General features: G+C 61.1%; 20 protein-coding genes and 1 tRNA gene. 12 read left to right on the top strand and 9 right to left on the bottom strand.

The annotated features are described in order from the left end of the window. Positions 1–26 precede the first annotated feature (26 nt). Both M8997_RS00190 and M8997_RS00195 read left to right on the top strand, forming a co-directional pair. Positions 27–455, top strand: coding sequence for a VOC family protein (locus M8997_RS00190; RefSeq protein WP_250018328.1), 429 nt, complete (start codon positions 27–29; stop codon positions 453–455). Positions 456–696: 241 nt separating this feature from the next. Beyond that, positions 697–2,016, top strand: a complete 1,320-nt coding sequence (locus tag M8997_RS00195; RefSeq protein ID WP_250018330.1) for a hypothetical protein — start codon at positions 697–699, stop codon at positions 2,014–2,016. A 130-nt stretch (positions 2,017–2,146) separates the two neighbouring features. On the opposite strand, the gene M8997_RS00200 is transcribed toward M8997_RS00195, so the two are convergent. After that, positions 2,147–2,221, bottom strand: a tRNA-Val gene (locus M8997_RS00200). A 169-nt stretch (positions 2,222–2,390) separates the two neighbouring features. Further along, entirely contained in the window at positions 2,391–2,753 is a 363-nt protein-coding gene (gene cpdR, locus M8997_RS00205; RefSeq protein ID WP_008124673.1) for a cell cycle two-component system response regulator CpdR, read from the bottom strand. A gap of 262 nt (positions 2,754–3,015) precedes the next feature. Here cpdR and M8997_RS00210 point away from each other — a divergent pair, with 262 nt between their 5' ends. Beyond that, positions 3,016–3,906 (top strand): N-formylglutamate amidohydrolase, encoded by an 891-nt coding sequence (locus M8997_RS00210; protein WP_250018564.1) that lies wholly within the window; start codon positions 3,016–3,018, stop codon positions 3,904–3,906. Between the two features lie 222 nt (positions 3,907–4,128). Further along, entirely contained in the window at positions 4,129–4,911 is a 783-nt protein-coding gene (hisN, locus tag M8997_RS00215; protein WP_250018336.1) for a histidinol-phosphatase, read from the top strand. 22 nt (positions 4,912–4,933) lie between these two features. Here the strand turns inward: hisN and M8997_RS00220 are convergent, their stop codons facing one another. Together M8997_RS00220 and M8997_RS00225 are read right to left on the bottom strand one after the other, a co-directional pair. Beyond that, on the bottom strand, positions 4,934–5,890 hold the full coding sequence (locus M8997_RS00220) for an alpha/beta fold hydrolase (RefSeq protein ID WP_250018338.1): 957 nt from the start codon (positions 5,888–5,890) through the stop codon (positions 4,934–4,936). A 146-nt stretch (positions 5,891–6,036) separates the two neighbouring features. Next, a complete protein-coding gene (locus M8997_RS00225; protein WP_250018340.1) occupies positions 6,037–6,459 on the bottom strand; it encodes a hypothetical protein in 423 nt (140 codons plus the stop codon). Between the two features lie 264 nt (positions 6,460–6,723). Between M8997_RS00225 and M8997_RS00230 the strand changes: the two genes are divergently transcribed. Next, complete coding sequence (locus M8997_RS00230; protein WP_250018343.1) at positions 6,724–7,194, top strand: Hsp20 family protein; 471 nt, start codon at positions 6,724–6,726, stop codon at positions 7,192–7,194. Positions 7,195–7,239: 45 nt separating this feature from the next. On the opposite strand, the gene M8997_RS00235 is transcribed toward M8997_RS00230, so the two are convergent. Next, on the bottom strand, positions 7,240–8,289 hold the full coding sequence (locus tag M8997_RS00235) for a low specificity L-threonine aldolase (protein WP_250018344.1): 1,050 nt from the start codon (positions 8,287–8,289) through the stop codon (positions 7,240–7,242). A gap of 424 nt (positions 8,290–8,713) precedes the next feature. On the opposite strand from M8997_RS00235, the gene gltB reads away from it, so the two are divergent. Beyond that, complete coding sequence (gene gltB, locus M8997_RS00240; protein WP_250018347.1) at positions 8,714–13,432, top strand: glutamate synthase large subunit; 4,719 nt, start codon at positions 8,714–8,716, stop codon at positions 13,430–13,432. A 108-nt stretch (positions 13,433–13,540) separates the two neighbouring features. Beyond that, complete coding sequence (locus M8997_RS00245) at positions 13,541–14,995, top strand: glutamate synthase subunit beta (protein ID WP_250018348.1); 1,455 nt, start codon at positions 13,541–13,543, stop codon at positions 14,993–14,995. Positions 14,996–15,027: 32 nt separating this feature from the next. On the opposite strand, the gene M8997_RS00250 is transcribed toward M8997_RS00245, so the two are convergent. After that, positions 15,028–16,245 (bottom strand): DUF459 domain-containing protein, encoded by a 1,218-nt coding sequence (locus M8997_RS00250; protein WP_250018349.1) that lies wholly within the window; start codon positions 16,243–16,245, stop codon positions 15,028–15,030. A gap of 8 nt (positions 16,246–16,253) precedes the next feature. Beyond that, a complete protein-coding gene (locus M8997_RS00255; protein WP_250018351.1) occupies positions 16,254–17,480 on the bottom strand; it encodes a lytic murein transglycosylase in 1,227 nt (408 codons plus the stop codon). A gap of 218 nt (positions 17,481–17,698) precedes the next feature. Here M8997_RS00255 and galU point away from each other — a divergent pair, with 218 nt between their 5' ends. Further along, positions 17,699–18,598, top strand: coding sequence for a UTP--glucose-1-phosphate uridylyltransferase GalU (gene galU, locus M8997_RS00260; RefSeq protein WP_250018353.1), 900 nt, complete (start codon positions 17,699–17,701; stop codon positions 18,596–18,598). A gap of 43 nt (positions 18,599–18,641) precedes the next feature. On the opposite strand, the gene M8997_RS00265 is transcribed toward galU, so the two are convergent. Next, entirely contained in the window at positions 18,642–20,117 is a 1,476-nt protein-coding gene (locus tag M8997_RS00265) for an NCS1 family nucleobase:cation symporter-1 (RefSeq protein WP_250018354.1), read from the bottom strand. A 200-nt stretch (positions 20,118–20,317) separates the two neighbouring features. Between M8997_RS00265 and hemH the strand changes: the two genes are divergently transcribed. The 3 genes from hemH (at position 20,318) to M8997_RS00280 (ending at position 22,979) form a co-directional block, all read left to right on the top strand. Continuing rightward, complete coding sequence (gene hemH / locus M8997_RS00270) at positions 20,318–21,358, top strand: ferrochelatase (protein ID WP_250018355.1); 1,041 nt, start codon at positions 20,318–20,320, stop codon at positions 21,356–21,358. A gap of 134 nt (positions 21,359–21,492) precedes the next feature. Then, positions 21,493–22,494, top strand: coding sequence for an SPFH domain-containing protein (locus tag M8997_RS00275; protein WP_250018357.1), 1,002 nt, complete (start codon positions 21,493–21,495; stop codon positions 22,492–22,494). Positions 22,495–22,520: 26 nt separating this feature from the next. Next, on the top strand, positions 22,521–22,979 hold the full coding sequence (locus M8997_RS00280; protein ID WP_250018359.1) for an NfeD family protein: 459 nt from the start codon (positions 22,521–22,523) through the stop codon (positions 22,977–22,979). Positions 22,980–23,081: 102 nt separating this feature from the next. Here M8997_RS00280 and M8997_RS00285 read toward each other — a convergent pair whose 3' ends face one another. Then, positions 23,082–24,077 (bottom strand): SIS domain-containing protein, encoded by a 996-nt coding sequence (locus tag M8997_RS00285; RefSeq protein ID WP_250018361.1) that lies wholly within the window; start codon positions 24,075–24,077, stop codon positions 23,082–23,084. Positions 24,078–24,298: 221 nt separating this feature from the next. Here M8997_RS00285 and M8997_RS00290 point away from each other — a divergent pair, with 221 nt between their 5' ends. Beyond that, positions 24,299–25,951, top strand: coding sequence for an outer membrane beta-barrel protein (locus M8997_RS00290; RefSeq protein ID WP_250018363.1), 1,653 nt, complete (start codon positions 24,299–24,301; stop codon positions 25,949–25,951). The last annotated feature ends 11 nt before the right edge of the window (positions 25,952–25,962 follow it).

Raw genomic sequence — 25,962 nt, forward strand, 5'->3', positions numbered from 1 at the left:
AACGAAGCCCGAGGGAGGAGCGAATCATGGCGACCAACGAATTGCATCGCGGACGACTCATCGATCACATCCAGCTGGTGGTGGAGGACCTGCCGGCATGCCGCCGTTTCTACGAGGCCGTTCTCGGCACGTTGGGCGTGCCGATCGGCGGTGCCGCGGAAAGCTTTTTCTGGGCGGACGAATTGTTCGTATCGTCGGTGGACAGCATGGCGGCCCAGGGCCGGCCAACCGGCCGCCATCACCTTGCCTTCCAGGCGGACAGCCGCGCAATGGTGGATGGCTTTTATGCGGCGGGATTGGCGAATGGCGGAACCGACAATGGCGCGCCCGGCGAGCGGCCCTATCATCCGGGCTACTATGCCGCGTTCCTGCTCGACCCGGCCGGCAACAACATTGAAAGCGTCTATCATGGCGAGGCCCGGCGCAGCGCGCCTTCCGTCAAGATCACGTTCTAGGCGCCCGCGGGGCAGATGGTGGGCGTGAACCTGTGACCCCTACGATGTCAACGTAGTGCTCTCCCGCCGAAATATCCGGCGCGCAATCTCGACTTTGCCGTGTCCGAGATATTGGTTGATCTCTTCCATTCGACACACCTGTGAGTTGGTGGACATCGCTCGTTACTGTTGCTAACCAGCGGGTATGCAACACCTGGGTAGAGCAGCCATCTTTGTCGTCGCCTTCGGAGCCTGGGTATCGATGTCGCCTTATTGGCTATGGGGCGAGCCTCGCGCACTTTCCTACGTTGCAGCAATGGCCATGGTGGCGTTTGCCGCGCTGCTGGTGTCGGGCCGCAGAATCCGGTTTGAGCCTGTGGAGATGGCCGGCGTTGTAATGCTCGGGCTGTTTCTCATCTACATCAGCGTTCAGCCGCGCATGGATGGAGGCCACACGAAATGGATCGGTATCCTCCCATTCCTGGCCTCTCTGGCTGTGATGAGTGACAAAGACCGCCGCAAATGCTTTTTAGATTTTGCGACGATCTTCGCCATTACCCTTCTGCCCTCGGTGATTGTGTCTCTATGGATCGCGGCCGGTGGACCGATCACGTTTGAAAGCATGCGCCACGTCAATCCAACGATGGCGGCGGGTGGCGCTCGGGCGTTGTTGGTTCCAGGTGCGGTTTTCGTAGAATCCAATAGTATCGTTCTACCTTGGGGCGGCGTCCTGTTTCGCATTTGCGGGGTGTATGACGAACCTGGAATGGTCGGCACCGTGGGGGCCCTTAGTCTCGCTGCGTTCCGATTTCGGCTGGCTGATTGGCGCGCGTGGATCATCTTTGTTGGCGGCGTTTTGTCGTTCTCGCTCGCGTTCATGGCGATGTCGGCAATAGGGTTCATCGCGCGAGCGATCTTCGCACATAAGATGGCAGTGGCAGTGGCCGTTGCTCCGATAGTGGCGGCAGGGTTCATTGCAACGGGCGTCTGGCATATCTCTGCGCCTGGAGGTGTCGCAAGCGCAGTGCAGATTGAAACAGATGGGGGCCCAGGGGACCGTATGGCCGTCGAGGGCACAAGGAGCATTATTGCCGGACGACAGGAATTGCGCCAGACCGGCGCGATAAACAATCGTTCTCTACCCGAAATGGAGAAGTTGAAAGCCGAGTTCTTCGCAGGTGATTTGAGTGTTAAATTATTTGGGATAGCCAGTGACGCAAGCGTCGCTAGGGGCGGCGTTAGTCAAGTCTGGACGCGGCTGCTTACCGATCATGGTTTTGTCGGATTCGGACTTCTCATGATGGGGTGCGCTGCCGTGACAATAGCAGCGTGGGTGCGTTCGCAATACTCTGCTTGGAGCGTGGTATTCGTGGTTTTGTTCGCGGTCTCTGTATATCAAAGGCCAGTGGTATGGATGCCCTATACGTTGCTTTTGTTATTTGCCGGCCCCCTGTTCGCGGCCGTTCCTCGAAGGCGGGTGAGGACTACACGCCCGCTCAACACCGCTTCGCAATACGCCTTGGAAATTCCCTCTGCACAGGCAATTGGCGCGGAATTCGGCGTCAAAAGAAGCCATTCCTAAAACTGCGGCGCCAGAGGCGTGATTCGCCCTAGATAAACGGTGGCTGGGTTCACCGAATCGGAATCGAAAGAGCGCTATGTATTCCTTCGATCCGGGTATCGCAATGTATTGATTATATGGAGGGGTCAGATGGTGGGCGTGACAGGGATTGAACCTGTGACCCCTACGATGTCAACGTAGTGCTCTCCCGCTGAGCTACACGCCCATCCGACGGGGCGCATACACCATATTGGTTCAGCCTCGTCAATAGGTTGCCATGCAAGTTTCCGCCTTTTCGTTGCGAAAGGCGCGAAAGCCCATGATCGCTAGTGTGGTGGAACTGAAATACGCCTCGCAGCGGCGGCAGGGCCGGGGCGTGTTTCAGATTCGGATCACTAGGCGGCTACCAGCATTTTCTCGATCTCGTTGACGAGATCGCGCAGGTGGAATGGCTTGGAAAGCACCTTCGCATCTTTCGGCGCCTTCGAATCCGCGTTGAGGGCGACAGCCGCAAACCCCGTTATGAACATGATCTTCAGATCGGGGTCGATCTCGGAGGCGCGCCGCGCCAGCTCTATCCCGTCCATTTCCGGCATGACGATGTCGGTCAGGAGAAGGGAGAAGGGCTCTTCGCGCAGCCGGTCATAGGCGCTCGCACCATTGTCGAAATGGGTAACGTGGTAACCGGCCTTCTCGAGCGCTTTCACCAGAAAGCGCCGCATGTCATTGTCGTCTTCAGCAAGAAGTATTCGCTTCATCGGTCCGTCCGAATTCCATATCGCCAGATCATCCCCAGATCAGCGTTCCGTCTGCCCCACAGAGAACGCTTTTAAGGTAAAGATCGCGTGAATGATTTGCTAGAAATAAGGCCGAACGGGACAAATGTCGAGTTGAGACGCCAAGGCGGAAGCATCAGGCGCAAACGTGTCGGGTTTGGCCGTCTCTCCATTTCCATCTTTGGAGAACTTGCATTAATGTGAGGCGACAAAAATGCGCGGCCCGACAAATCCCGATGGAATGATGACAGCACATAGCGACTTCCCCGACATGCCTCCGTTCGAGTTGCGGCGCCCGTCCGACCAGCGCATTCCATTCCTGTTCAATTCCCCGCATAGCGGGCGCTACTATCCGGAGGCCTTCCTGCGCCAGTCGCAGCTCGATCCGCACAGCATCCGCCGGTCGGAAGATTGCTATGTCGATCAATTGTTCGCCGCCGCCGTCTCGCTCGGCGCGCCCTTGATGGTGGCGCATTTCCCCCGCGCCTATCTCGACGTCAACCGCGAGCCCTACGAGCTCGACCCGAAGATGTTCGTCGAAGCGCTGCCTTCCTTCGCCAACGGGCACTCGGCGCGGGTGGCCGGCGGTCTTGGCACGGTGCCGCGACTGGTGGGCGAGGGGCAGGAGATCTACGCGCAGAAAATCCACCTTGCCGAGGCGATGGCCCGCATCGACGAGATCTACAAGCCCTACCATGCCCTGCTGGCACAGGTCCTCGGCACGACGCGGGACCGCTTCGGCTATGCCGTCATCGTCGATTGCCACTCGATGCCGACGGGAATACGGTTTCCGGAAAACGGTCTGCGGCCGGATTTCATCATCGGCGATCGATTCGGTACCAGCTGCTCGGCGGAACTCGCCAATGCCGCCATCCACCTGCTGCGCGACCTCGGCTATCTCGTCGCCCATAACAAGCCCTATGCGGGCGGCTATATCACCGAACATTACGGCAGGCCGGCGAAGCAGTTCCACGCGCTGCAGATCGAGGTCAATCGCGGCCTCTATCTCAACGAACAGACCTATGAGAGAAAGCCGGGCTTCGAGCAGCTCCAGCGGGACATGGCCCTGTTCATGGCCGATCTCGTATCGCTGCCGGACTATTGCTTCCTCGACAAGCCGCTGGCCGCCGAATAGCCAAAAAAAAGACCGCGCGTGAGCGCGGCCCAAGTCTAGGGAGGAAACGCCCAAGGAGGGCATAGACAAGTCGCCTTGTCTGTCCATCACTCTATGCTGCATCGCACAAATGTCAAGACGTTTTGTGTTGTTTTTGGGCAATAACAATAAATGCCTAAAATAGATGCAGTAATTCTTCATTCAGGCCATTATTGAGAACAAAACAGCCGCCGAGGAGCCATTTTGACGATCGAACTTTCCTTTTTGCGCAGCCTCGCTGCCGCCGCCAGCGAGCAGACATTGCCGCGATTCCGCAATATTTCCCTCGTGGACAATAAATATACGACCGGATTCGACCCGGTGACCGAGGCGGACCGCGAGGCGGAACTCGCCATCAGGCGACTCATCAACAAGACCTATCCGGATCACGGCATCCTCGGCGAGGAATTCGGCGGCGAGAATCTCGACCAGTCGCATGTCTGGGTGATCGACCCCATCGACGGCACGCGCGCCTTCATCTCGGGCGTTCCGGTCTGGGGCACGCTGGCGGGACTGACCATCGACGGCGATGCGGTCGCCGGGTTGATGTCGCAGCCGTTCACGCGTGAACTGTTCATGTGCGACGGCGAGGCGTCCTGGTATGAGGGGCCGGATGGCGGGCCGAGGCGGCTGCAAACGCGCAAGACGACCGACCTTGCCGAGGCCACGCTGTTCACCACCACCCCTGTCATGTTCAAGGACGCGGCGCGCACCGCCTATGACCGCGTGGAGGCCGGCGTGAAACTCGTGCGGTACGGCACGGATTGCTATGCCTATGCGATGCTGGCGGCGGGTTTCGTCGATCTCGTCATCGAAACCGGGCTGCACAGCTATGACATCATGGCGCTGATCCCGATCATCGAGAAGGCGGGCGGCGTGATCACGACATGGGATGGCGGGCCGGCCGAGAACGCCGGCGCCATCGTCGCGGCGGCGACGCCCGAGCTTCACCAGAAGGCGCTGGAGGTGCTGCACAGGGTGGCCTGAACATGGTTCGCCGAGGCCGGCCTCAGTCCGTTTCGGCGCCTGTTCCCGGGATAAAGGCGTCGAAGGCAGCGAAGAACTGCTCCCGGTAATAGTCCTTTTCCTGAAGGATTTCGTGCTGGGCGCCATCGATCGTCAGCAGCGTCGCATTGCGAAGCTGCAGCGCGTAGCGTTCGATGGCCGGCGTCGATACGACCCTGTCGGCCCCGGCGGCGACGATCAATGTGGGAATCCTGATGGTTTCCATGAATTCCGGCCGGTTCACCTGGTGGCCGGCCTTGGCTGCCGCCACGATCCAGCTTGCCGTCGGCCCGCCGAGCGCAAGCTGCGGCGCATGTTCCAATGTCTCGAACTGGCGGTTGAAGCGCACTTCGTCGGAGGTGAGGATATTGCCTTCGAAGGGCGGGATCCGATGCGGCCCGGCGACCATATAGGCACTGCCGAAGCCGCTGAGGCGCAGGGTGCGTGCGAGGGTCGTCGCCAGGTTTCGCCGAAACCGCGTCGTCGGAACGTCGAGCAGCGGCGAGATCAGCACCATGCGCCTGATCCTGTTGGAAAGGCGGGGCGACGCCAGCAGCGCCACCAATGCGCCGGTCGAATGGGCCAGGATGTAGAACGGACCGCGGCAATCGGGCAGAAGCAGCGTTTCGAACACATATTCCAGATCGGCGGTGTATTGGTCGAAACTGCCGATGTGGCCGCGGGCGGCGTCGCGGATGAGGCGGCTCGACGCGCCCTGGCCGCGCCAGTCGAATGTCGCGACGGTGAAACCCCGCGCGGTGAGGTCAATGATGGTTTCGAAGTATTTTTCGATGCACTCGCTTCGTCCGTGCAGGATCAGCACTGTCCCGAGCGGTGGCCTGGAGCCGGCAGCGGGGAAGATCGCATATCGAAGCTGCTTGCCGTCTGGCAGGGCAAGATTATCCGCGCGAGCGCCCGGCGGAATGGGGTTCGAAGGCGTTTCGACGAGAGATTGGATCATTCTTTGGCGTATCCGTTTCGAAAACTGATAGAACGCGCCAGAAGCAAGGTCAAACGGGGAAAAAGGTTGACCGGGAACCCGCCTGAGAGTTCCCGGTCAGGTGTTGCAGGTGGAAGGGACGTTACACCTGCAACAATCTCGGCCTTTTAGTATGCCGGGTTGATCTCGATGCTGAAGCCGGAACGGTTGCGGTCGTAACGATCGCGGCCGACACGGCGCGTGTCGAGAATTTCGCCATCGCGGGAGACCACCACCAGCACCGGATTGCCGCGACGCGAGGCGCGCACGAAATACCGGCCGCGCTCATAATCCACGTCGCGTACACGGTAGCCGCGGCGCTCCAGCATCCTGGCGACATCGCGCGGGCCGAAACGGTCGCGGCGGTCCTCGTAGTGGCGGCGGTCGCGGTCGCGATACCTTTCCTGAACCAGGATGCCGCCCTCGTCGCTGTCTTCGAAATAGATGGCCGCGCCGGAATCCCGGTCATATCGCGACTGGGCAAGGGCGGAGCCCGCTCCTGCGGTCAGAAGCACAGCCGCCGACAGTGCAATGGCAGTAAACTTCTTCATGATCATCATCCTCGTTCATGGCCGGGAAATTCCTGCCGTTGGAGCAATATCTAATCCTGCCCGACTGAACGAATCCCGAAGGAAGCGTTCATCTTCGGTTCATCATGGTTTTGGCGGTGAAGCTCTTGAAACTGCGAAATTGCCTAACCAAATTAGACCTGCAGTCGCCAGTGAGGGGCTGCTGGTCCCGCGATGCCCGCCAATGAAGGGGGCATTAAAAAAGGACCAATACGCAACTTTGTCGCTCTAAAGGAGGGCTTTACAATGCGTCACGTGGATTTTTCACCACTCTATCGTTCGACTGTCGGTTTTGACCGGCTTTTCACCATTCTCGATTCGCTGGCCCAGCCAGACGGCTCCCAGACCTATCCGCCCTATAATATCGAGCGGACGGGCGAGAATGCCTATCGCATCACCATGGCCGTTGCCGGTTTCTCTGAAGATGAAATCCAGATCGAGGCCCATCGCAACCAGCTCAAGGTGACCGGTGAGAAGAGCACGGAAAATGCCGACGAATCGGCTGAAACGCTCTATCGCGGCATTGCATCGCGCGCATTCGAGCGCCGGTTCCATCTCGCCGATTTCGTCGAGGTCAGTGGTGCCAGCCTGAAGAACGGGCTTTTGCACATCGACCTCAAGCGCGAAATCCCCGAGGAGATGAAGCCACGCAAGATCGCTGTGACGGCACTTTCCGACAAGGAAGCCAAGCAGATCGAAGCGAAGGCAGCCAACTGATCAGTAGCTGACCAGTCTCGAAGGAAGCGGCGCAATGCGCCGCTTCTATTTTATGAGGTCGCCGAAACGGTCGATCTCGTCCGGCGAAGTGGCAAAGCTCGTCACCAGCCGCACAAGTTTCTCCCCATCCCGCAATATCTGCCCTTCGGCCCCGGCCATCGACCATTCGTGGAAGATCGCGCCCTTTTCCCTCAGCGCCGCCGCGGTATGGCCCGGCATGATCGCGAATACCTCGTTGGCCTGCGGCTGCCATGCCAGGCGGCAGTCCCTCGATGCGTCGAGGCGTTCCGCCAGCGCGGCTGCCATGGCATTGGCGTGCGCCGCAAGCTCCAGCCAGAGACCGTCGGCGAGATAGGCCTCGAACTGCGCGGCGATGAACCGCGATTTCGAGAACAGCTGGGCCGCGCGCTTGCGGATGAACGGCATTTGCCGCGCGTGCTCCGGGTTCATGAAGACCAGCGCTTCGGCGCACCAGCAGCCATTCTTGGTGCCGCCGAAGGAAAGAATATCGACACCCTGCCGCCAGGTCATATCGGCCGCCGAACAGTTCAGCGTCACCAGCGCATTGGCGAAGCGGGCCCCGTCCATATGCAGCGGCAGGCCCTTCTCCCTGCAGATGGCGGCGATGGCGGCGATGTCTGCCAGTTCGTAGAGCGTGCCGATCTCCGTTGCCTGCGTGATCGATACGCCCATGGGCTGGCCGACATGGACATTGCCGGGCGCAAAGCCGTCGATCGTCGATCGCAGCCCGTCACGATCGATGCGGCCGAGGTCGCCGTCGACGCCCTGAAAACGGGCGCCGGCGGAAAGGAAACCGGGCGCGCCGCCCTCATCGGTGATGATATGCGCTTGCGAATGTGCAAAGGTAACGCCGCCGGGCACGGAAATGCTGGCCTGGGCCAGCGAATTGGCGGCCGTGCCGGTCGCGACGAAGAAGACGGCGACATCGCGCTCGAATATCTCGCTGAAACGGCGGTCGACTGCGCGGTCGATCTCGCTGGTGCCGTAGGCGGACGCGAAACCTTGCGCGTGACGGCCGAGGTTCTCGGTTATCTTTTCATGGGCACCGGCCCAATTGTCGGAAGCGAATTGCATGGGAAGGCCTCAAGCAGGATAGTGGTGCCTGGACGCTTACGACTTTCGGGCAATGGTGAAAAGAGCCGTAAAAGGGCATGATGGAGAAATCGCCTAGCGCAAACGGGTTGTATGGTGGAATAATCCACCCAGGCAATGAATGGCAGTATTCCGGCACTTTTGCGCAATCTTATTACGGCAAAGGTCCAGATTTTTTGCTTTTCCATCTTGTCTGTTTGGAATAATTCTGGCATAGGCTGATACGACAGCAATGCTGTCCTAATTTGTGGGAGTGGTCGAAAGGGATGGCTGCGGATGCTGCCGTCCCCATTGCAGCGCCTGCAATCAGCAATCGGAAGATATGCCGCATAAAGCGGGACAGGAATTCATGCTATTCCGTCCCATGACAATTTACCGCCGCAATGGCGCAATGGAGGAAATGACGATGACGGATTTGACGCCATCTGTAACGACTGAAATCGCTCAGGCCGTACAGAATCGTGCGGTCAAAACCAATAAATCGTCGGCGATACCTCCGCGCCAGGGTCTTTATGATCCCCGCAACGAGCATGATGCCTGCGGCGTCGGCTTCGTTGCGCATATGAAGGGCCAGAAGTCGCACAAGATCATCGAAGATGGTCTCTTCATGCTCGAAAACCTGACCCATCGCGGCGCCGTGGGCGCCGATCCGCTGATGGGCGACGGTGCGGGCATCCTCGTCCAGATACCGGATGCGCTGTTCCGGGCGGAATGGGCTGAACAGGGCGTGGAGCTTCCGCCCGTCAATCATTATGCGGTCGGCCATCTGTTCATGCCGCAGGACCCGGAAGAGCGGGCGCATATCGAGGCGGTCATTTCCGAAGTCATCGCTTCGGAAGGCCAGTCGCTGATCGGCTATCGCGACGTGCCGGTCGACAATGCGTCGCTGTCGAAGGCGCCGCATATCGCCGCCACCGAGCCCTATCACCGGCAGGTGTTCATCGGGCGCAATCCCAATATCGAATCCAACGAGGATTTCGAAGGGCGGCTCTTCGTCCTGCGCAAGGTGATTTCGAACCGCATCTACCAGGAGAATGGCGGCAAGGAGAGCGATTTCTACGTCGTTTCCATGTCGGCGCGCACCATTGTCTACAAGGGCATGTTCCTGGCCTACCAGGTCGGCGCCTACTACAAGGATCTGAAGGATCCGCGCTTCGTCAGCGCGGTCGCGCTGGTGCATCAGCGGTTCTCGACGAACACGTTCCCGTCGTGGAAGCTCGCCCATCCCTACCGAATGGTCGCCCATAATGGCGAGATCAACACCCTGCGCGGCAATGTCAACTGGATGGCCGCGCGCCAGGCCTCGGTCGATTCCGAATATTTCGGCAATGACATCTCGAAGCTGTGGCCGATCTCCTATGAAGGGCAGTCGGACACGGCGTGCTTCGACAATGCGCTGGAGTTCCTGTTCCAGGGCGGCTACTCGCTGGCGCATGCCATGATGATGCTGATCCCCGAGGCATGGTCCGGCAACAAGCTGATGGCCGACGACCGCAAGGCGTTCTACGAGTATCATGCGGCGTTGATGGAGCCGTGGGACGGGCCAGCCGCCGTGGCGTTCACCGACGGGCGCCAGATCGGCGCGACGCTCGACCGGAACGGCCTCCGTCCGGCCCGCTATCTCGTCACCGACGACGATTTCGTGGTCATGGCTTCCGAGGCCGGCGTCCTGCCGGTGCCGGAGGAGAAGATCGTCAAGAAGTGGCGCCTGCAGCCCGGGCGCATGCTGCTCATCGACATGGAGAAGGGGCAGATCATTTCCGACGACGACATCAAGTCGGAAATCGCCAACCGCCATCCCTACAAGCAGTGGCTCAAGAACACGCAGCTGATCCTCGAAGAGCTCAGCCCCGTCGAGCCGCGCGCGCTGCGCAGGGATGTCAGCCTGCTCGATCGCCAGCAGGCGTTCGGCTATACGCAGGAAGACACGCGCATCCTGATGGCGCCGATGGCGACGACAGGCCAGGAAGCCATCGGCTCCATGGGCACGGATACGCCGATATCGGCGATGTCGGACAAGTCGAAGCTGCTCTATACCTATTTCAAGCAGAACTTCGCGCAGGTGACGAACCCGCCGATCGATCCGATCCGCGAAGAGCTGGTGATGAGCCTCGTATCCTTTATCGGGCCGCGCCCCAACCTGTTCGATCTGGTCGGCACCTCGCGCCGAAAGCGCCTCGAAGTGCGCCAGCCCATCCTGACCAATGGCGACCTCGAGAAGATCCGCTCCATCGGCCATACCGAAGACCGGTTCGACACGAAGACGCTCGATATCGCCTATGCGATCGAGGAAGGCGCCGCCGGCATGGCGGGCGCGGTCGAGCGGCTGTGCGAACGCGCCGAAGCTGCCGTTCATGGCGGCTACAACATCATCATCCTGTCGGACCGGCAGGTGGGACCGGACCGCATTCCAATTCCCGCCTTGCTGGCCACCGCCGCCGTCCATCATCACCTGATCCGCAAGGGCCTGCGCACGTCGGTCGGTCTGGTGGTCGAATCGGGCGAGCCGCGCGAGGTGCATCATTTCTGCTGTCTCGCCGGTTACGGCGCCGAGGCGATCAATCCTTATCTTGCCTTCGACACGCTGCTGGAGATGCACCGGCGCGGTGAGTTTCCGCCCGAGGTCGATCCGAAGGAAGTGGTTTCGCGCTACATCAAGTCGATCGGCAAGGGCATTCTCAAGGTCATGTCCAAGATGGGCATTTCCACCTACCAGTCCTATTGCGGCGCGCAGATATTCGATGCGGTCGGCCTGAAGTCGGATTTCGTCGAGCGCTTCTTCTTCGGCACGGCGACGACCATCGAGGGCGTCGGGCTCGAGGAAGTCGCCGAGGAAACCGTTCGGCGCCACCGCGATGCCTTCGGCAATGATCCGGTGCTGCTCAACACGCTGGAAGTCGGCGGCGAATATGCCTATCGCATCCGCGGCGAGGCGCATCTGTGGTCGCCCGACGCGGTCGCCAAGCTGCAACATGCGGTGCGCACCGAATCGCCGGCGACGTTCAAGGAATATTCCGACATGGTGAACAGCCAGTCGGCGCGGGCGCAGACCATTCGCGGCCTGTTCAAGATCAAGACCGCCGAGGAAGTCGGGCGCAAGCCGGTTTCCATCGACGAGGTCGAGCCTGCCAAGGAGATCGTCAAGCGGTTCTCGACAGGGGCGATGTCGTTCGGTTCGATCAGCCGCGAGGCCCATACGACGCTGGCCGTCGCCATGAACCGGATCGGCGGCAAGTCGAACACCGGCGAGGGTGGCGAGGAGCCGGACCGGTTCTACCCGCTGCCCGACGGGCGGTCGAACCCCGAACGGTCGGCGATCAAGCAGGTCGCATCCGGACGCTTCGGTGTGACCACGGAATATCTCGTCAATTCGGACATGATGCAGATCAAGGTGGCGCAGGGCGCAAAGCCCGGCGAAGGCGGCCAGCTGCCGGGGCACAAGGTCGATGCGACGGTCGCCAAGACGCGCCATTCGACGCCCGGCGTCGGCCTCATCTCGCCGCCGCCGCACCACGACATCTATTCGATCGAGGATCTGGCGCAGCTCATCTACGACCTGAAGAACGTCAACCCGGCCGCCGACGTATCGGTCAAGCTGGTGTCCGAGGTCGGCGTCGGCACGGTTGCCGCCGGCGTTGCCAAGGCGCGCGCCGATCACATCACCATTTCCGGCTATGATGGCGGGACGGGCGCATCGCCGCTGACCTCGCTGAAGCATGCCGGAAGCCCATGGGAAATGGGCCTTGCCGAAACGCAGCAGACGCTGGTGCTCAACGGCCTGCGCTCGCGCATCGCGCTGCAGGTGGATGGCGGCTTGCGCACGGGCAGGGACGTCGTCATCGGCGCGCTGCTCGGGGCCGACGAGTTCGGTTTCTCCACCGCACCGCTGATCGCCGCCGGCTGCATCATGATGCGCAAGTGCCATCTGAATACCTGCCCCGTCGGCGTCGCGACGCAGGATCCGGTCCTGCGCAAGCGCTTCAAGGGCACGCCGGAGCATGTCATCAACTTCTTCTTCTATATGGCCGAGGAAGTGCGGCAGTTCCTCGCGCAGATGGGCTACACCAAGCTCGAAGACATCATCGGCAAGGCGGAAATGCTGGAAAAGCGCGAGATGATCGAGCATTGGAAGGCCAAGGGACTCGATTTCACGCGCATATTCCACAAGCCGGAGGCGGATGCCGACAAGATCCGCTGGACGGAACGGCAGAACCATCCGATCGTCGATATTCTCGACAGGAAGCTCATCGAGCAGGCGCTGCCGGCGCTGGAAAGCAAGCAGCCGGTGAAGATCGAGGCGGCGATCAAGAACGTCGATCGTTCCGTCGGTGCGATGCTGTCCGGTGAAGTTGCCAAGCGCCACAAGCACAGGGGCCTCAAGGACGATACGATCGCCGTGACCTTCCGCGGTACCGCCGGCCAGTCCTTCGGTGCGTTTCTTGCGCGCGGCGTCTCGTTCGATCTCATCGGAGACGGCAATGACTATGTCGGCAAGGGGCTCTGTGGCGGGCGTATCATCATTCGTCCACCCGAGAACGCCAAGATCGTCGCCGAAGACTCGATCATCGCCGGCAATACGGTGCTCTATGGCGCAATCGAGGGCGAGGCCTATTTCCGCGGCGTGGTCGGCGAGCGTTTCGCCGTGCGCAACTCGGGCGCCATTGCCGTCGTCGAAGGCACAGGCGACCATGGCTGCGAATACATGACCGGCGGCGTGGTCGTCGTCATCGGCCAGACCGGCCGCAATTTCGCGGCGGGCATGTCGGGCGGCGTCGCCTACGTGCTGGACGAGGCCGGTGATTTCGCCCAGCGCTGCAACATGGCGATGGTGGAACTCGAACCGGTACCCGAGGAAGACGACATCCTCGAAAAACTGCACCATCACGGCGGCGATCTGATGCACAAGGGCCGCGTCGATGTCTCCGCGAACATGACGCGTCATGACGAGGAACGGCTGGTGCAGCTGATCTCCAACCACATGCACTATACGGGCTCGAGCCGGGCCAAGGAAATCCTCGACAATTGGGAGAGCTTCCGGCCGAAATTCGTGAAAGTCATGCCGGTTGAGTATCGTCGCGCGCTCGAAGAGATGGAGCGCATGCGCATGGGTGTCGCAGCCGAATAATGTCAACGCCAGGCTTAGAGCGTCCCTGCCCGGATGCTCGGCCAAGGCACATGCTGCCCGCTTCCCGCCGGGAAGGGGTGGTCCTCCGAGAGGCGAGGGAGCAGTTTGATGGGTAAGGTTACAGGGTTTCTCGAGATCGACCGGCAGGTCGCAAAGTATCAGCCGGCATCCGACCGCATACGGCATTTCAGGGAATTCACCATTCCCATGTCCGACAGCGAGGTGAAGAAGCAGGCGGCGCGCTGCATGGATTGCGGCATTCCCTTCTGCCATGGGCCTACCGGCTGCCCGGTGCACAACCAGATTCCGGACTGGAACGATCTCGTCTACAACGACAATTGGGACGAGGCGATCCGCAATCTGCATTCGACTAACAATTTCCCGGAGTTCACCGGCCGCATCTGCCCGGCGCCCTGCGAAGAGGCATGCACGCTGAACCTCGAAGACGTGCCGGTCTCGATCAAGACCGTGGAACAGGCGATCGCCGACCGCGCCTATGAAAAAGGCTTCATCATTCCCCAGCCGGCCGCATCGAAGACAGGCAGGAATGTCGCCATCATCGGCTCGGGCCCGGCTGGTCTCGCGGCTGCGCAGCAGCTTGGCCGCGCCGGCCACGAGGTCCATGTCTATGAGCGCGAAAGCAAGCCCGGCGGGCTCCTCCGCTACGGCATTCCGGACTTCAAGATGGAGAAGCACTTCATCGACCGGCGCGTGAGCCAGATGGAAGGCGAGGGCGTCACCTTCTTCTGCGGCGTCAATGTCGGTGTCGACAAGCCGGTGCAGGAACTGCTCGACAGCTATGATGCCGTCCTCTATTGCGGCGGCGCGGAAACGCCGCGTCCGGCCGGAATTCCCGGCGCCGACCTCGAAGGCGTGCATGATGCCATGAATTATCTGGTGCAGCAGAACCGCCGCGTCGGCCGCGAACCGATCGAGTCCGTTGCCTGGCAGAGCGAATCCATCGTCGCGGCGGGCAAGCATGTCGTCGTCGTCGGTGGCGGCGATACCGCTTCCGATTGTGTCGGAACCGCCTTCCGCCAGGGCGCCGTAAAGGTAACGCAGCTCGATATCCGGCCGCAGCCGCCTGAAAAGGAAGACAAGCTGAGCGTCTGGCCCTATTGGGCGACGAAAATGCGCACCTCTTCCTCGCAGGCCGAGGGCGCGGACCGTGAATTCCAGGTGGCGACGCTCGAATTCATCGGCGAGAACGACGTCCTCACCCATGTGAAGTGCTGCGAAGTCGATGAAAACCGCAAGCCCGTCCCGGGCACCGAGTTCTTCATCAAGGCCGATCTCGCCTTCATCGCCATCGGCTTTTCCGGTCCGTTCGAGAAGGGCCCCGTGGCGGAACTCGCGGGATCGCTCGACATGCGCGCCGACCGGCGCGGCAATCGCTCCGTTGCGGCGGATGAGAACAATTATCGCACCAGCGTCGAGAAGTTCTATGCGGCCGGCGATGCGCGGCGCGGACAGTCATTGGTGGTCTGGGCGATCCGGGAGGGTCGGCAGGCGGCTCATGCCGTGGACGCGGCGCTGATGGGCAGTTCCGTCCTGCCCCGCTGATCGGCGCCGGTTGGTCAGCGCAGGTTAATCGATCAGCGCACAGCACCTGTCGTAGCGCCATCCGGCGTGCGGCGGGGCCATGAGAAATCATCGACGCGTCCGGGCTGGGCCTGGCGCGAATTTTCCCGGTCGTTCAGGCTTCCGCGATCCTTCCCGCCCGGGGTCGTGACCGCGCCGAGCAGATCGGTTCCACCGTCGAGTTCGGGATCGTTCAGGCTGATGGGTGCAAGCCGATCGACCTTTACCGGGCCGGTCGCGCCTTCCGGCAAGGCTTGTACCGGCGCACCGGGCTTCACGGTGGCGATGTCGGGCGCCGTGGCATTGCCCAATATCTGCCGCAGCGGCTTTTCCACGTAGAACGCCACCTTGCGCTTGCCCGTGGGGGTGAGGCCGATACCGTCATTGTTGCGCAGGCGCGCGGTCTGCCCCGCCATGTCGAAGCCGGTCAGGGTGAAGCTGCCGCTCTGGTCGACGAAGCCCTCCCATATATCGACGAAAGTACCGTCGGCCTTTTCCACGGCGTTGCGATAGAGTTCATTGAAGGCCAGCACGTCATCGGTCATGCTGCGCGTCTTGAAGGATGGCTGGCCGACCCAGATGACCGGCTTGCCGGTTTTCTTCACGGCGTCGAGGAAAGCATTCAGCCGGTCCTGGTATTCCTTCGACCATTCTTCGCTCAGAAGCGCCTTGCCATTGGCGAATGGCTGCCTGTCATTGGCGCCGGCCATGACGATGACGACTTCGGGCTTTTCCGCTTCGATCATTCCGCCGATCGCTGCCGGCCAATCGAGATGATCGGCGCGTACGAAGCCGGAGGAGCCGTTGGCCTTATCGATGATCTTGACGCCGGGACTGTCGACGAAGGCCGCATCCAGTCCCTCCGCGAGGCCGGACGCCATGAAATCGCCGACGACGAGCACCGCCTTCGCATCCGGCAGCTTGGGTGCGACTGCGGGGGCGGCCGCGGCATTGGGCGCAGGGGCGGCGGCCGGCCGGTTTGCTGCCGGAGCCTTGGGCCGCGTGCGCTTGGTGCGGTTCCTGGGCCGGCTCCGGCGACCGTCGTCGATCAGCCTGTCGGTATCTTCCTGCAGCACGGAGCGGCGGCCCAGCAACATGTCGAGAAGCGTCCTGGCGGAGGCGATATCGGAGGCGACGATGCAGAGGGCGGGCGTCAGGGCGCATATCACGACCCAGCCGCGCCAGGCAGCGCGGCGGCTCGGGTTCTTCTGCTCGTCAATCCGTATCGACAACTTCCCTGTTACCTCTTGCGGAGGATCGTCAGAACTTCCTTGCTCGGATGGCCATCGGGGTCAAGTCCCATGCGGCTCTGGAACGCCTGAATGGCATTGCGCGAGCCGCTGCCGATCTTGCCATCGACCTTGCCGTCATAATAGCCGAGTTCGGTGAGGTGCTGCTGCAATTCCTCGCGCTCTTTCATCGTGATCGGCGTAAACGGGCGGTTCCAGTCCTTCTGCAGGCCGCTGGAGCCTGCGATCTGATCCGCCAGCAGCCCGACGCCGAGCGCGTATTTATCGGCATTGTTGTAGGCCTTGATCACAAAGAAGTTCTTCGTCATCAGGAAGGCCGGGCCGCCGCGCCCATCCGGAACCTTGAGCGTGGCCTTCATGCCGCGGCTGGGGAAGGCCTTGCCATTGGCGCGCACCACACCGAGCTTCTGCCATTCGGCCAGGGTGCGCGAGCCGGCAGGGAATTTGCGCCCGGCGGGAAGCACCACCTCATAGCCCCAGGTCTGCCCGGACTGCCATCCATTCTTGCGAAGAAGATTTGCGGCGGTCGCCAGTGCATCCGGAACGGAGGTCCATATGTCGCGCTTGCCATTGCCGTCCATGTCTACCGCATAGGCGAGGTAGCTGGTCGGAATGAACTGCGTGTGCCCGAGCGCGCCAGCCCATGAGCCGGTGAGATGGCTGCGGTCGATATCGCCCCTCTGCAGAATCTTCATCGCCGCTATCAGCTGCGTGCGGGCAAATTTGGCCCGGCGCTTATCGGCATAGGCGAGCGTCGCCAGCGACCTTACGGCATCGCGCATCACATCGTCGCGCTTGAGAATCTCGCCATAATTGGTCTCCATGGACCAGATCGCCAGGAGGATATTGCGGTCGACGCCATAGGATTTCTCGATGGCGCCGAGCCAGCGCGAATATTTGCGCGCCATCTCGCGGCCCGTGGCGACGGATTCCTCGTTGACGCGGTTGTCGAGATAGTCCCAGACGGGCGCGGTGAATTCCGGCTGGAATCGCGCCTTTTCCAGGACTTCCGGGTCGATTTCCGTCACGCCGGCAAAAGCGCGCCTGTAGGTCTCGGCGCTGATGCCGCTATTGAGGGCTGTCGTGCGGAATTCTGCGATCCAGTTCTGGAATTTTGCGTCGGCGGCCGCATTGCCGATATTAAAGGCAAGCAGGAGTCCCGCCGTTGCTGCCATCATGCCCAGACGTTTGGCAAATGCGGATGAAGCTTCAATCATGATGTACCCTCGAATGTGTTCCCATAGGTTCAAATCACAATCTTACATCTCAAAGTTAGGAATTGGTTTACCATGCCCCCGTGGCCTGCAACATTAACACGGGCAAAGAATGTTTATTTTACACTACCGTGCATTTTGGGTCTTACAAAGGGAGTTGTCCAGCATCCAGAGCGATAGGCAGATGCTGATACAACCGCATGCAACAGCAAGAGGTACTGATGACGACAGTGAAGAAAATTCGTAAAGCCGTCTTTCCAGTTGCGGGTTTCGGGACCCGCGTCCTTCCCGCCACAAAATCCATACCGAAAGAAATGCTGACCGTCGTCGACAAGCCGGTCATCCAGTATGTCGTGGACGAAGCGCGCGAAGCTGGTATCGAACACTTCATTTTCGTCACGGGGCGAAACAAGGCCGTCATCGAAGATTATTTCGACGCCCAGTACGAACTTTATTCGTCGCTGAGCGAGCGCGGCAAGACGGCGCTGCTCGATGAACTGCAGCAGATCCAGCCGCGGCCCGGAACGACGAGCTTCACCCGCCAGCAGGTGCCGATGGGCCTTGGCCACGCCGTATGGTGCGCGCGCGACATCGTCGGCGACGAGCCGTTTGCGCTCTTGCTGCCGGACATGATCATGCAGCCCGAGAAGAAGGGCTGCCTGGCGGATATGGTCGAGCTCTATAACCAGACCGGCGGCAATATCGTCGCCGTGCAGGAGTGCGATCCGGAAGAGGCGCACAAATACGGCATCGTCGGCCAGGGCAAAACGGTCGGCAATGGCTTCGAACTCACGGAGATGGTGGAAAAGCCCGCAAAGGGAACCGCGCCCTCCAATCTCTACATCAATGGCCGTTATATCCTGCAGCCCGATATTTTCGGCATCCTGGAAAACCAGGAGCGCGGTGCGGGCAATGAGATCCAGCTGACCGATGCGATGCTGAAACTCACCAAACAGCAGGATTTCTTCGGATATCACTTCAAGGGCCGGACCTACGATACCGGCTCCAAGGAGGGTTTCGTCGAGGCCAATGTCGCCTTCGCGCTATGGCGCAAGGACATCCGCACCGGCGTCATGGACAATATCCGGACCATGCTGGATACGATCCAGCCGAAGTCCTGAAGCCGAATGCCGCGCCCATCCGATAGACGGGCGCGGCATCACTTCACGCCTTGGCGCCGACCGAGATCGCCAGGGATGAGCGCCGCATCAGCAGATAGTGCAGCAGACCGCCGCTGACCGCGCCGACCAGCCAGCCCCAATCACCGCCGTTTGGCAGATATTGCATGGCTCCAAGCACCGAGAGGCCGATGGACAGGATGCTGGCCACGAGCAGCGCCAGCAGCGCGCGCCTGTTCCAGCCCCTCTCGAAATAGAGCGAGCCCGTCGGCGACATCGTATAGAGATCCTCCAGGACCACCGTCTGCTTCTTCACGAGGTAGTAGTCGGCGATCATGATGCCGAAGATGGGGCCGAGGACGGCGCCGAAGATGCTGACGAAGATGGTGATCGCCTGCGGGCTCGAAACGAAGAGCCAAGGGCAGACCAGCACCGACAGGATCGAGGTTATCAGCCCGCCAAGACGGAAATTGATCTTCTCGGGGAAGAGATTGGCGATGTCATAGGCGGGGGAGACGAAGTTCGCGACGATGTTGATGCCCATGGTGGCGACGATGAACGTTACCGAGCCGAGGATGACGATCCACGGATTGTTGATGCGCTCGACAATGGCCACCGGGTCGAGAATGGCTTCGCCGAAGACCTGTACGGTGCCGGCGGTGACGATGACGACGATGATGGCAAAAACGATGAAATTGACCGGAAGACCGAGGAAGTTTCCGGTTTTCATCGCCCTTTCATCCGTCGAAAAGCGTGAAAAATCGCCGAAATTCAGGAGCAGCGCGGCAAAATAGGCGACGATCAGCATGGCGGCATTTGCCATGTGCAGCAGCGAGGAACCTGCCGCAGGCGGCGCCAATTGCAGCGACAGGCTGGAAATGCCGGTCTGGCTCACGATCCAGATGGCGAGAGCGAACATGACGACATAGACCACGGGCCCGCAGAAATCGATGAACTTCCGGATCGACTCCATGCCCCGCATGAAGATCAGCAGCTGGAACAGCCACATGAACAGAAAGCTGAGCCAGCCGAGCGTGGACAGGCCGAGGATGTCGTTGCGGGTCAGTTCCACCGCGCTGGGGGCGAGGGTGATGACGAGGGCCTGGACGGCCTTGGAGGCGAAATAGGTCTGGACGCCATACCAGACGATGCCGACCACGCCGCGCAGGACGGCCGCAAGGTTTGCTCCCATGATGCCGAACGACATGCGCGCCACCACCGGAAAGGGCACGCCATATTTCAGCGAGGGCCGGCCGATGAGGTTCATCAGGAAATAGACCGCCGTTATGCCGACGATCATCGAGATCAGTACTTCCCAGCCCGTCAGGCCGAGGAAGAACAGGCTGGCTGCGAACGTATAACCCCCGACGGAGTGTACATCCGACATCCACATGGCAAAGAGGCTGAAGGTTCCCCAGGTCCGCCCCTTCGGCGCCGTGGGTGCAAGGTCCTGATTGTAGAGCTTTGGATGTGCCCCGGTAACGACGAGCACGGGAGGCGATTCATGCGTGTGGCCTGACATTGACATCGTTCCTTTCATGGGTGCACGAGCATGATGAGTTAAGCGCAAGTTTCGGGCCATGGAAAGAGCAGTTGTTTTGCTGGCAAAGCCCTTGCCGTGCCCGGATCGAAGCGCCGCGCGGCGGAACATGCGGCCTTACGCACAGTTGCAATAAGCCGGGCGATCACTACGTTCCTGCCGAAGTTTGGAGTTGAGAAGAAATGACCGGCGAGGCATTGGCGTTGAGCAGACCACAGGATCACCCCGATATCAGGACGTCGAAGGTCGGCATATTGCTGGTCAATCTCGGCACGCCGGACGCCACCGACAAGACTTCCATGCGGCGCTATCTGAAGGAGTTTCTTTCCGACAGGCGCGTGATCGAATGGCCGCGGGCGATCTGGCTGCCCGTTCTCTACGGGATCGTCCTCAATACCCGCCCGAAGAAATCCGGCGCGCTATACGACAAGATATGGAACCGCGAACGCAATGAGTCGCCGCTGCGGACCTACACGCGTGCGCAGGGCGAAAAGCTCGCCGCCAGCCTGTCGGACTATCCCGATGTGGTGGTCGATTGGGGAATGCGCTACGGCAAGCCCTCGATAGAGGAAGCGCTGGAGCGGCTGGACAAGGCGGGCTGCAAGCGGGTTCTCATGTTCCCGCTCTATCCGCAATATTCGGCGACGACCACGGCGACCGTGAACGACAAGTTCTTCGAGGCGCTGATGAAGATGCGCTTCATGCCGGCGACCCGCACCGTGCCTTCCTACCAGGACGACGAGACCTATATCGACGCCCTGGCGATCTCGATCGAGAAGCATTTTGCCACGCTGGATTTCGTGCCCGAGGTGGTGATCGCCTCCTATCACGGCATCCCGCAGAGCTATTTCAAGCGCGGCGATCCCTATCCCTGCCATTGCTGGGCGACGACGCGCCTGCTGCGCGAGCGGCTGGGCTGGAGCGAAGACAGGCTCATAAGCTGCTTCCAGTCGCGCTTCGGCCCGGAGGAATGGATGCAGCCCTATACCGACAAGACGCTGGAGAAGCTGGCCAGGGACGGGGTGAAATCCGTAGCGGTCTTCAATCCGGGTTTCGTCTCCGATTGCCTTGAAACATTGGAAGAAATCGCCGGCGAGGGGGCGGAAATATTCCGCCACAATGGCGGCGTCGACTTCACGCATATTCCCTGCCTCAACGATTCCGACGAGGGAATGCGCGTGATTGAAAAGCTGGTGCGCCGGGAACTGGGCGGCTGGGTCTAGCGATCAGGTCTTGCGCGGGACTAAACCGTGGATAAGTATCGCAACCGCGCCCGTGGAGCGCGTCATTCCCACCTTGGTCCAATAGTGCCGCGTGGAAAAAGACGGTAATGTTCCTTCAAACGAAGGAGGCGGGCATGAGCGGCTTTGATTTCACGATACCGGTGTTGGCCATTCTGGTCCTGGTAATCCTGTTTGCCGCGGTGAAGACGGTTCCGCAAGGATTCAACTATACGGTGGAGCGCTTCGGCCGCTACACGCGCACGCTCTCGCCCGGTCTCAACCTCATCGTGCCGTTCTTCGACCGAGTCGGCGCCAAGATGAACATGATGGAGCAGGTGCTGGATGTCCCGACGCAGGAGGTCATCACCAAGGACAATGCCAATATCGCGGTCGATGGCATCGCGTTCTTCCAGATATTGAGTGCACCCCAGGCCGCCTATCAGGTGAGCGGGCTGAAGAATGCGATCCTCAACCTGACGATGACGAATATCCGTACCGTCATGGGGTCGATGGACCTCGACGAACTGCTGTCCAACCGTGACGCGATCAATGATCGCCTGTTGCGCGTGGTCGACGAGGCGGCGAACGCATGGGGCATCAAGATGACCCGCGTCGAGATCAAGGACATCAATCCGCCGAAGGACCTGATCGATTCCATGGCGCGGCAGATGAAGGCGGAGCGTGACAAGCGGGCGCTGGTTCTCGAGGCGGAAGGCGACAGGGCAGCGCAGATATTGCGCGCCGAGGGGTTGAAGCAATCGCAGATACTGGAAGCGGAAGGCCGCCGCGAGGCTGCCTATCGCGAGGCCGAGGGCCGCGAGCGCCTGGCCGAAGCGGAAGCCAAGGCGACGCAACTCGTATCGGCGGCGATCGATTCCGGCAATGTCCAGGCGATCAACTATTTCGTCGCGCAGAAATACACCGAGGCCTTCGCCAAGCTTGCCACCAGTCCGAACCAGAAGATCGTGCTGATGCCCATGGAGGCATCGTCGCTGATCGGTTCGCTCGGCGGCATCGGGGCAATCGCCCGTGACGTATTCGGTGAAGGGGATGCGGCCGCCCGGGCAGCGCGCCCTGCCACGCCGCGCTCGCGCACTGTCCCCGGTACCAGCGGCACCAGTGGTACGAGTAGCTAGCCAGGCCGAAAAGGAGGCTGCAACAGGTGTTTGAGCGTCTCATTGCCGAACTCGGACCTTGGAACTGGATTGTCCTCGGTTTCGTGCTCCTGATCCTTGAAGTATTCGCGCCCGGCATATTCCTGCTGTGGTTCGGCATCGCCGCGCTGATCGTCGGCGCGCTCGCCGTGACGCTGGGCGGAACGCTGATGCTCGGCTGGCAATTGCAGGTCATACTGTTCCTGGTCCTGTCCGTCGTTGCCGTTCTCATCGGCCGCCGCCTGATGGGCGCGACCGATGCCGAGAGCGACGAACCGATGCTCAACCGGCGCGGCCAGCAATTGATCGGCCAGCTCGTCACGCTGGAGGAGGCCATCGTCAATGGTCGCGGCCGGGCGCGGGTCGGCGACAGCCTGTGGCGTGTCATGGGGCCGGATCTGCCGGCGGGCTCGACTGTCCGCATCACGGGGATGGACCAGGGCTCGCTCATCGTCGAAGCTGTCTGAAACGGTCGCCGGACTATTCTATCAAGGAAACGCTTCAAATGACGAATTGAGCGAAGTGCGATTCGCAGAGATCGCGCTTGCGTGGAGTTTCAGTCGCTGGCCTCAGGCCGCGCCGATCCGCAGCAGGTCGTGGAAGTGGACGATGCCCACCGGGTGCCCTTTCTCGACCACGATGAGCGCGGCGATATTGTGATCGTTGAGCAGTGCCAGGGCGGTGCTGGCCAATGTCGTTGGCGGCACGGTCTTGGGGTTGCGCGTCATGATCTCCTCCACCCGCATCTCGACCAGATTGCGGTGAAGATTGCGGGAAAGGTCGCCATCGGTGATGATCCCGGCAAGCGTCCCATCCTCGTTCTGGATGGCGATGCAGCCGAAGCGCTTGGCGGAAAAGACCTGCATGGCCTCCGGTATCGGCGTTCCAAGCGGCACCAGCGGAAGGTTGTCGTCGCGGTGCATGATTTCATGGACATGGGTGAGGCTGGCACCGAGCGAGCCGCCGGGATGGAAGGTCTTGAAATCGGTGGCCGAGAAGCCACGTGCTTCGAGCAGGGCCACGGCGATTGCGTCACCCATCGCGAGCTGCAATAGCGTTGACGTCGTCGGCGCCAGTCCGTGAGGACAGGCTTCCGTTACCCTTGGCAGCAGCAGCACGATATCGGCGGCAGTGGCCAGGGCCGATTTCTCGCCGGCGGTAACGGCAATCAGCGGGATGCGGAAACGGGTGGCATAGCTGACGATGCCCTTGAGTTCAGCCGTCTCGCCCGACCAGGACAGGGCGAGGATGGCATCGTCCACGGCGATCATGCCGAGGTCGCCATGATTGGCTTCCGAGGGGTGCACGAAGAAGGCCGGAGTGCCCGTCGAGGCGAAAGTCGCGGCGAGCTTGGAGCCGATATGGCCGCTTTTGCCGACGCCGGTGACGATGATGCGCCCCTTGATCGAAGCGATCTTCTCGATCGCGCGGCAGAACTCCTGCGCCAGCGAATCCTCGAAAGCCTCGCCAAGTGCGGCGAGCCCCTCGCGCTCGGTCAGGATCGTGCGTTTCGCGGACTCGACCGCGGCGGATCGGTCCAAGGTGATGTCGTTGATTGCCTGCATGGCAGAACCGTTAGCGCTTTGTGCCTTTGCTGTCCAACTTTTGTTGATGATGCGTTGTTCTCCAGCCGAGCCGCATCCGGTTCTTATCAAGTCGTTAACCATGGCTGTTTACCATCCTGCAATGTTCGAACAGGTTGGCAGATCCCTTGATACAAAGGCGGAAAACACATGCGAAGGCGCTCCGGGAGGGTCGCCGCAACCCTGCGCTCAATCGCTGTTTCATGGCGGTTCTGGCATGCAGCGTCGCATTGTCCTGCGCTCCGCCCGTCCATGCCCAGCAATCCACGGAACTCAGAGGAACCCTGTCCGATACGCGTCCGGCCAGCGCGGCGCCGCCGCCGGTGGCGGCAGGACCGGAGGCCGAAGAGGGCCTTTCTCCGCGTCCCTATGAACCGGTGAGCCCCGGCGCGCTTGAAACTGTCGATGATTCGGAAAATCTCGGTCTGCTCGGCGTTCCGGTGGAGGGTGTTGTTCCTTCCGGGCCGGCCGATGACAGCGGTGGAACCGAGCCACGCTCCACACTGCCTGCCGATGATGTTGCAACGCCGGCGGAGCGTCCCGCGAGGCGCACCGAAGATGCGGCCCTCGATACGGTGCGCGAGAATGCCCCGGCGGAGGTCGAGCAGCCCTATCTTGGCGCGGTCGAGCAGGACCGCGAAGCAAATCCGGCCGAGAGGCGCGCCGATCGGGACAATCTGCCGGCTTCGGCCATAGAGCGCCGGGTGCTGCGGCCCGACCCGCAGCCATTTGCCCCGCTGGGGATAAGGGCGGGGGTGGTCACGCTTCGCCCTTCGATCAGCCAGGGCCTGCGCGCCACCACGAATGCCGACAACAGTGCCGATGGCGATTCTGCCGTCCTGTCGGAAACGCGTCTTCGATTGCGGGCGGATACGGACTGGTCCCGTCACTCCGCCTGGCTGGATTTCGACGGAACCTATGACAAATCCATCTCCGGGGAGGAATATTCCGCCCCGAATGCGGCATTGCGGGCAGGTTTCCAGCTCGATCTCGGAGAAAGAACGACGGTGACCGGCACTGCGGGTTACCGTTACAGGCAGGAAGACCCGAGTGCGCCGACAGCGATTCTCGGCACGTCCAACCGCCCGGGCGTACAGGAGCTCGATGCCGATCTCGGCGTGCGGCACGAGTTCGGGAAGTTCTTTGCGGACGTCAAAGGCTCCGTCACGCGCACGACCTATGGCAATGCGGAATTCTCGGATGGCACGGTGATCAGCCAGAAGGATCGCGACAATACGTTCGCCAGTATCGCGCTGCGCGGCGGTTTCGAGATGTCGCCGGCCATCAAGCCGTTTGTCGAGGTGGAGATAGGCAAGCTTCTCTATGATGAATCGGTGGATTTCAACGGATATCGACGTTCAGGCGTGAGAACGGCGCTGCGCGGCGGCGTCGAACTCGACCTTGGCGAAAAGACTTCCGGTGAAATCGCCGTCGGTTATCTGCGCCAGGGCATCGATGATGAGCGCCTTGAAGATGTGGACGGCCTGAGCGTCGATGCGGCGTTGAAATGGTCGCCGCAACGGGGAACGGATGTCGATATCGGGCTTCTGACGCGGGTCGAGGGAGCGACCGCGCCCGAAGATAGCGGGTCGATTTATTATGAGGGCACAGTCGGCGTGAAGCGGCAGGTTCGTGCCAATCTCGATCTGAACGCCAAGCTCATTGCATCGCTGCGGGACAACCGGGACGGTTCGGGTCTCGACAAGGGCTTCGGCGCGGAAATCGGCGCCACCTACTGGTTCAACCGGTTCATGGGCCTTGATGTGAGCGCCCGCCATCAGCTCAACCGCAGCGAAGTCGACAGCCGCCGGACCGACGAGACGAGCGTCTATGTCGGCGTGACATTGCAGCGGTAGAGCCCCGGCGC

This window comes from Phyllobacterium sp. 21LDTY02-6 (assembly GCF_023554255.2).
Classification (GTDB): Bacteria; Pseudomonadota; Alphaproteobacteria; order Rhizobiales; family Rhizobiaceae; genus Phyllobacterium.

Bases quoted from the DNA above. Each gene is read 5' to 3' on its own strand.
- M8997_RS00285 (WP_250018361.1), bottom strand. From the start codon at position 24,077: ATGCAGGCAATCAACGACATCACCTTGGACCGATCCGCCGCGGTCGAG.
- M8997_RS00235 (WP_250018344.1), bottom strand. From the start codon at position 8,289: ATGCAATTCGCTTCCGACAATTGGGCCGGTGCCCATGAAAAGATAACC.
- M8997_RS00275 (WP_250018357.1), top strand. From the start codon at position 21,493: ATGAGCGGCTTTGATTTCACGATACCGGTGTTGGCCATTCTGGTCCTG.
- cpdR (WP_008124673.1), bottom strand. From the start codon at position 2,753: ATGAAGCGAATACTTCTTGCTGAAGACGACAATGACATGCGGCGCTTT.
- galU (WP_250018353.1), top strand. From the start codon at position 17,699: ATGACGACAGTGAAGAAAATTCGTAAAGCCGTCTTTCCAGTTGCGGGT.
- M8997_RS00225 (WP_250018340.1), bottom strand. From the start codon at position 6,459: ATGAAGAAGTTTACTGCCATTGCACTGTCGGCGGCTGTGCTTCTGACC.
- M8997_RS00220 (WP_250018338.1), bottom strand. From the start codon at position 5,890: ATGATCCAATCTCTCGTCGAAACGCCTTCGAACCCCATTCCGCCGGGC.
- M8997_RS00190 (WP_250018328.1), top strand. From the start codon at position 27: ATGGCGACCAACGAATTGCATCGCGGACGACTCATCGATCACATCCAG.
- M8997_RS00210 (WP_250018564.1), top strand. From the start codon at position 3,016: ATGACAGCACATAGCGACTTCCCCGACATGCCTCCGTTCGAGTTGCGG.
- M8997_RS00265 (WP_250018354.1), bottom strand. From the start codon at position 20,117: ATGTCAGGCCACACGCATGAATCGCCTCCCGTGCTCGTCGTTACCGGG.
- hemH (WP_250018355.1), top strand. From the start codon at position 20,318: ATGACCGGCGAGGCATTGGCGTTGAGCAGACCACAGGATCACCCCGAT.
- M8997_RS00230 (WP_250018343.1), top strand. From the start codon at position 6,724: ATGCGTCACGTGGATTTTTCACCACTCTATCGTTCGACTGTCGGTTTT.
- gltB (WP_250018347.1), top strand. From the start codon at position 8,714: ATGACGGATTTGACGCCATCTGTAACGACTGAAATCGCTCAGGCCGTA.
- M8997_RS00195 (WP_250018330.1), top strand. From the start codon at position 697: ATGTCGCCTTATTGGCTATGGGGCGAGCCTCGCGCACTTTCCTACGTT.
- M8997_RS00255 (WP_250018351.1), bottom strand. From the start codon at position 17,480: ATGATTGAAGCTTCATCCGCATTTGCCAAACGTCTGGGCATGATGGCA.
- M8997_RS00245 (WP_250018348.1), top strand. From the start codon at position 13,541: ATGGGTAAGGTTACAGGGTTTCTCGAGATCGACCGGCAGGTCGCAAAG.
- M8997_RS00290 (WP_250018363.1), top strand. From the start codon at position 24,299: ATGGCGGTTCTGGCATGCAGCGTCGCATTGTCCTGCGCTCCGCCCGTC.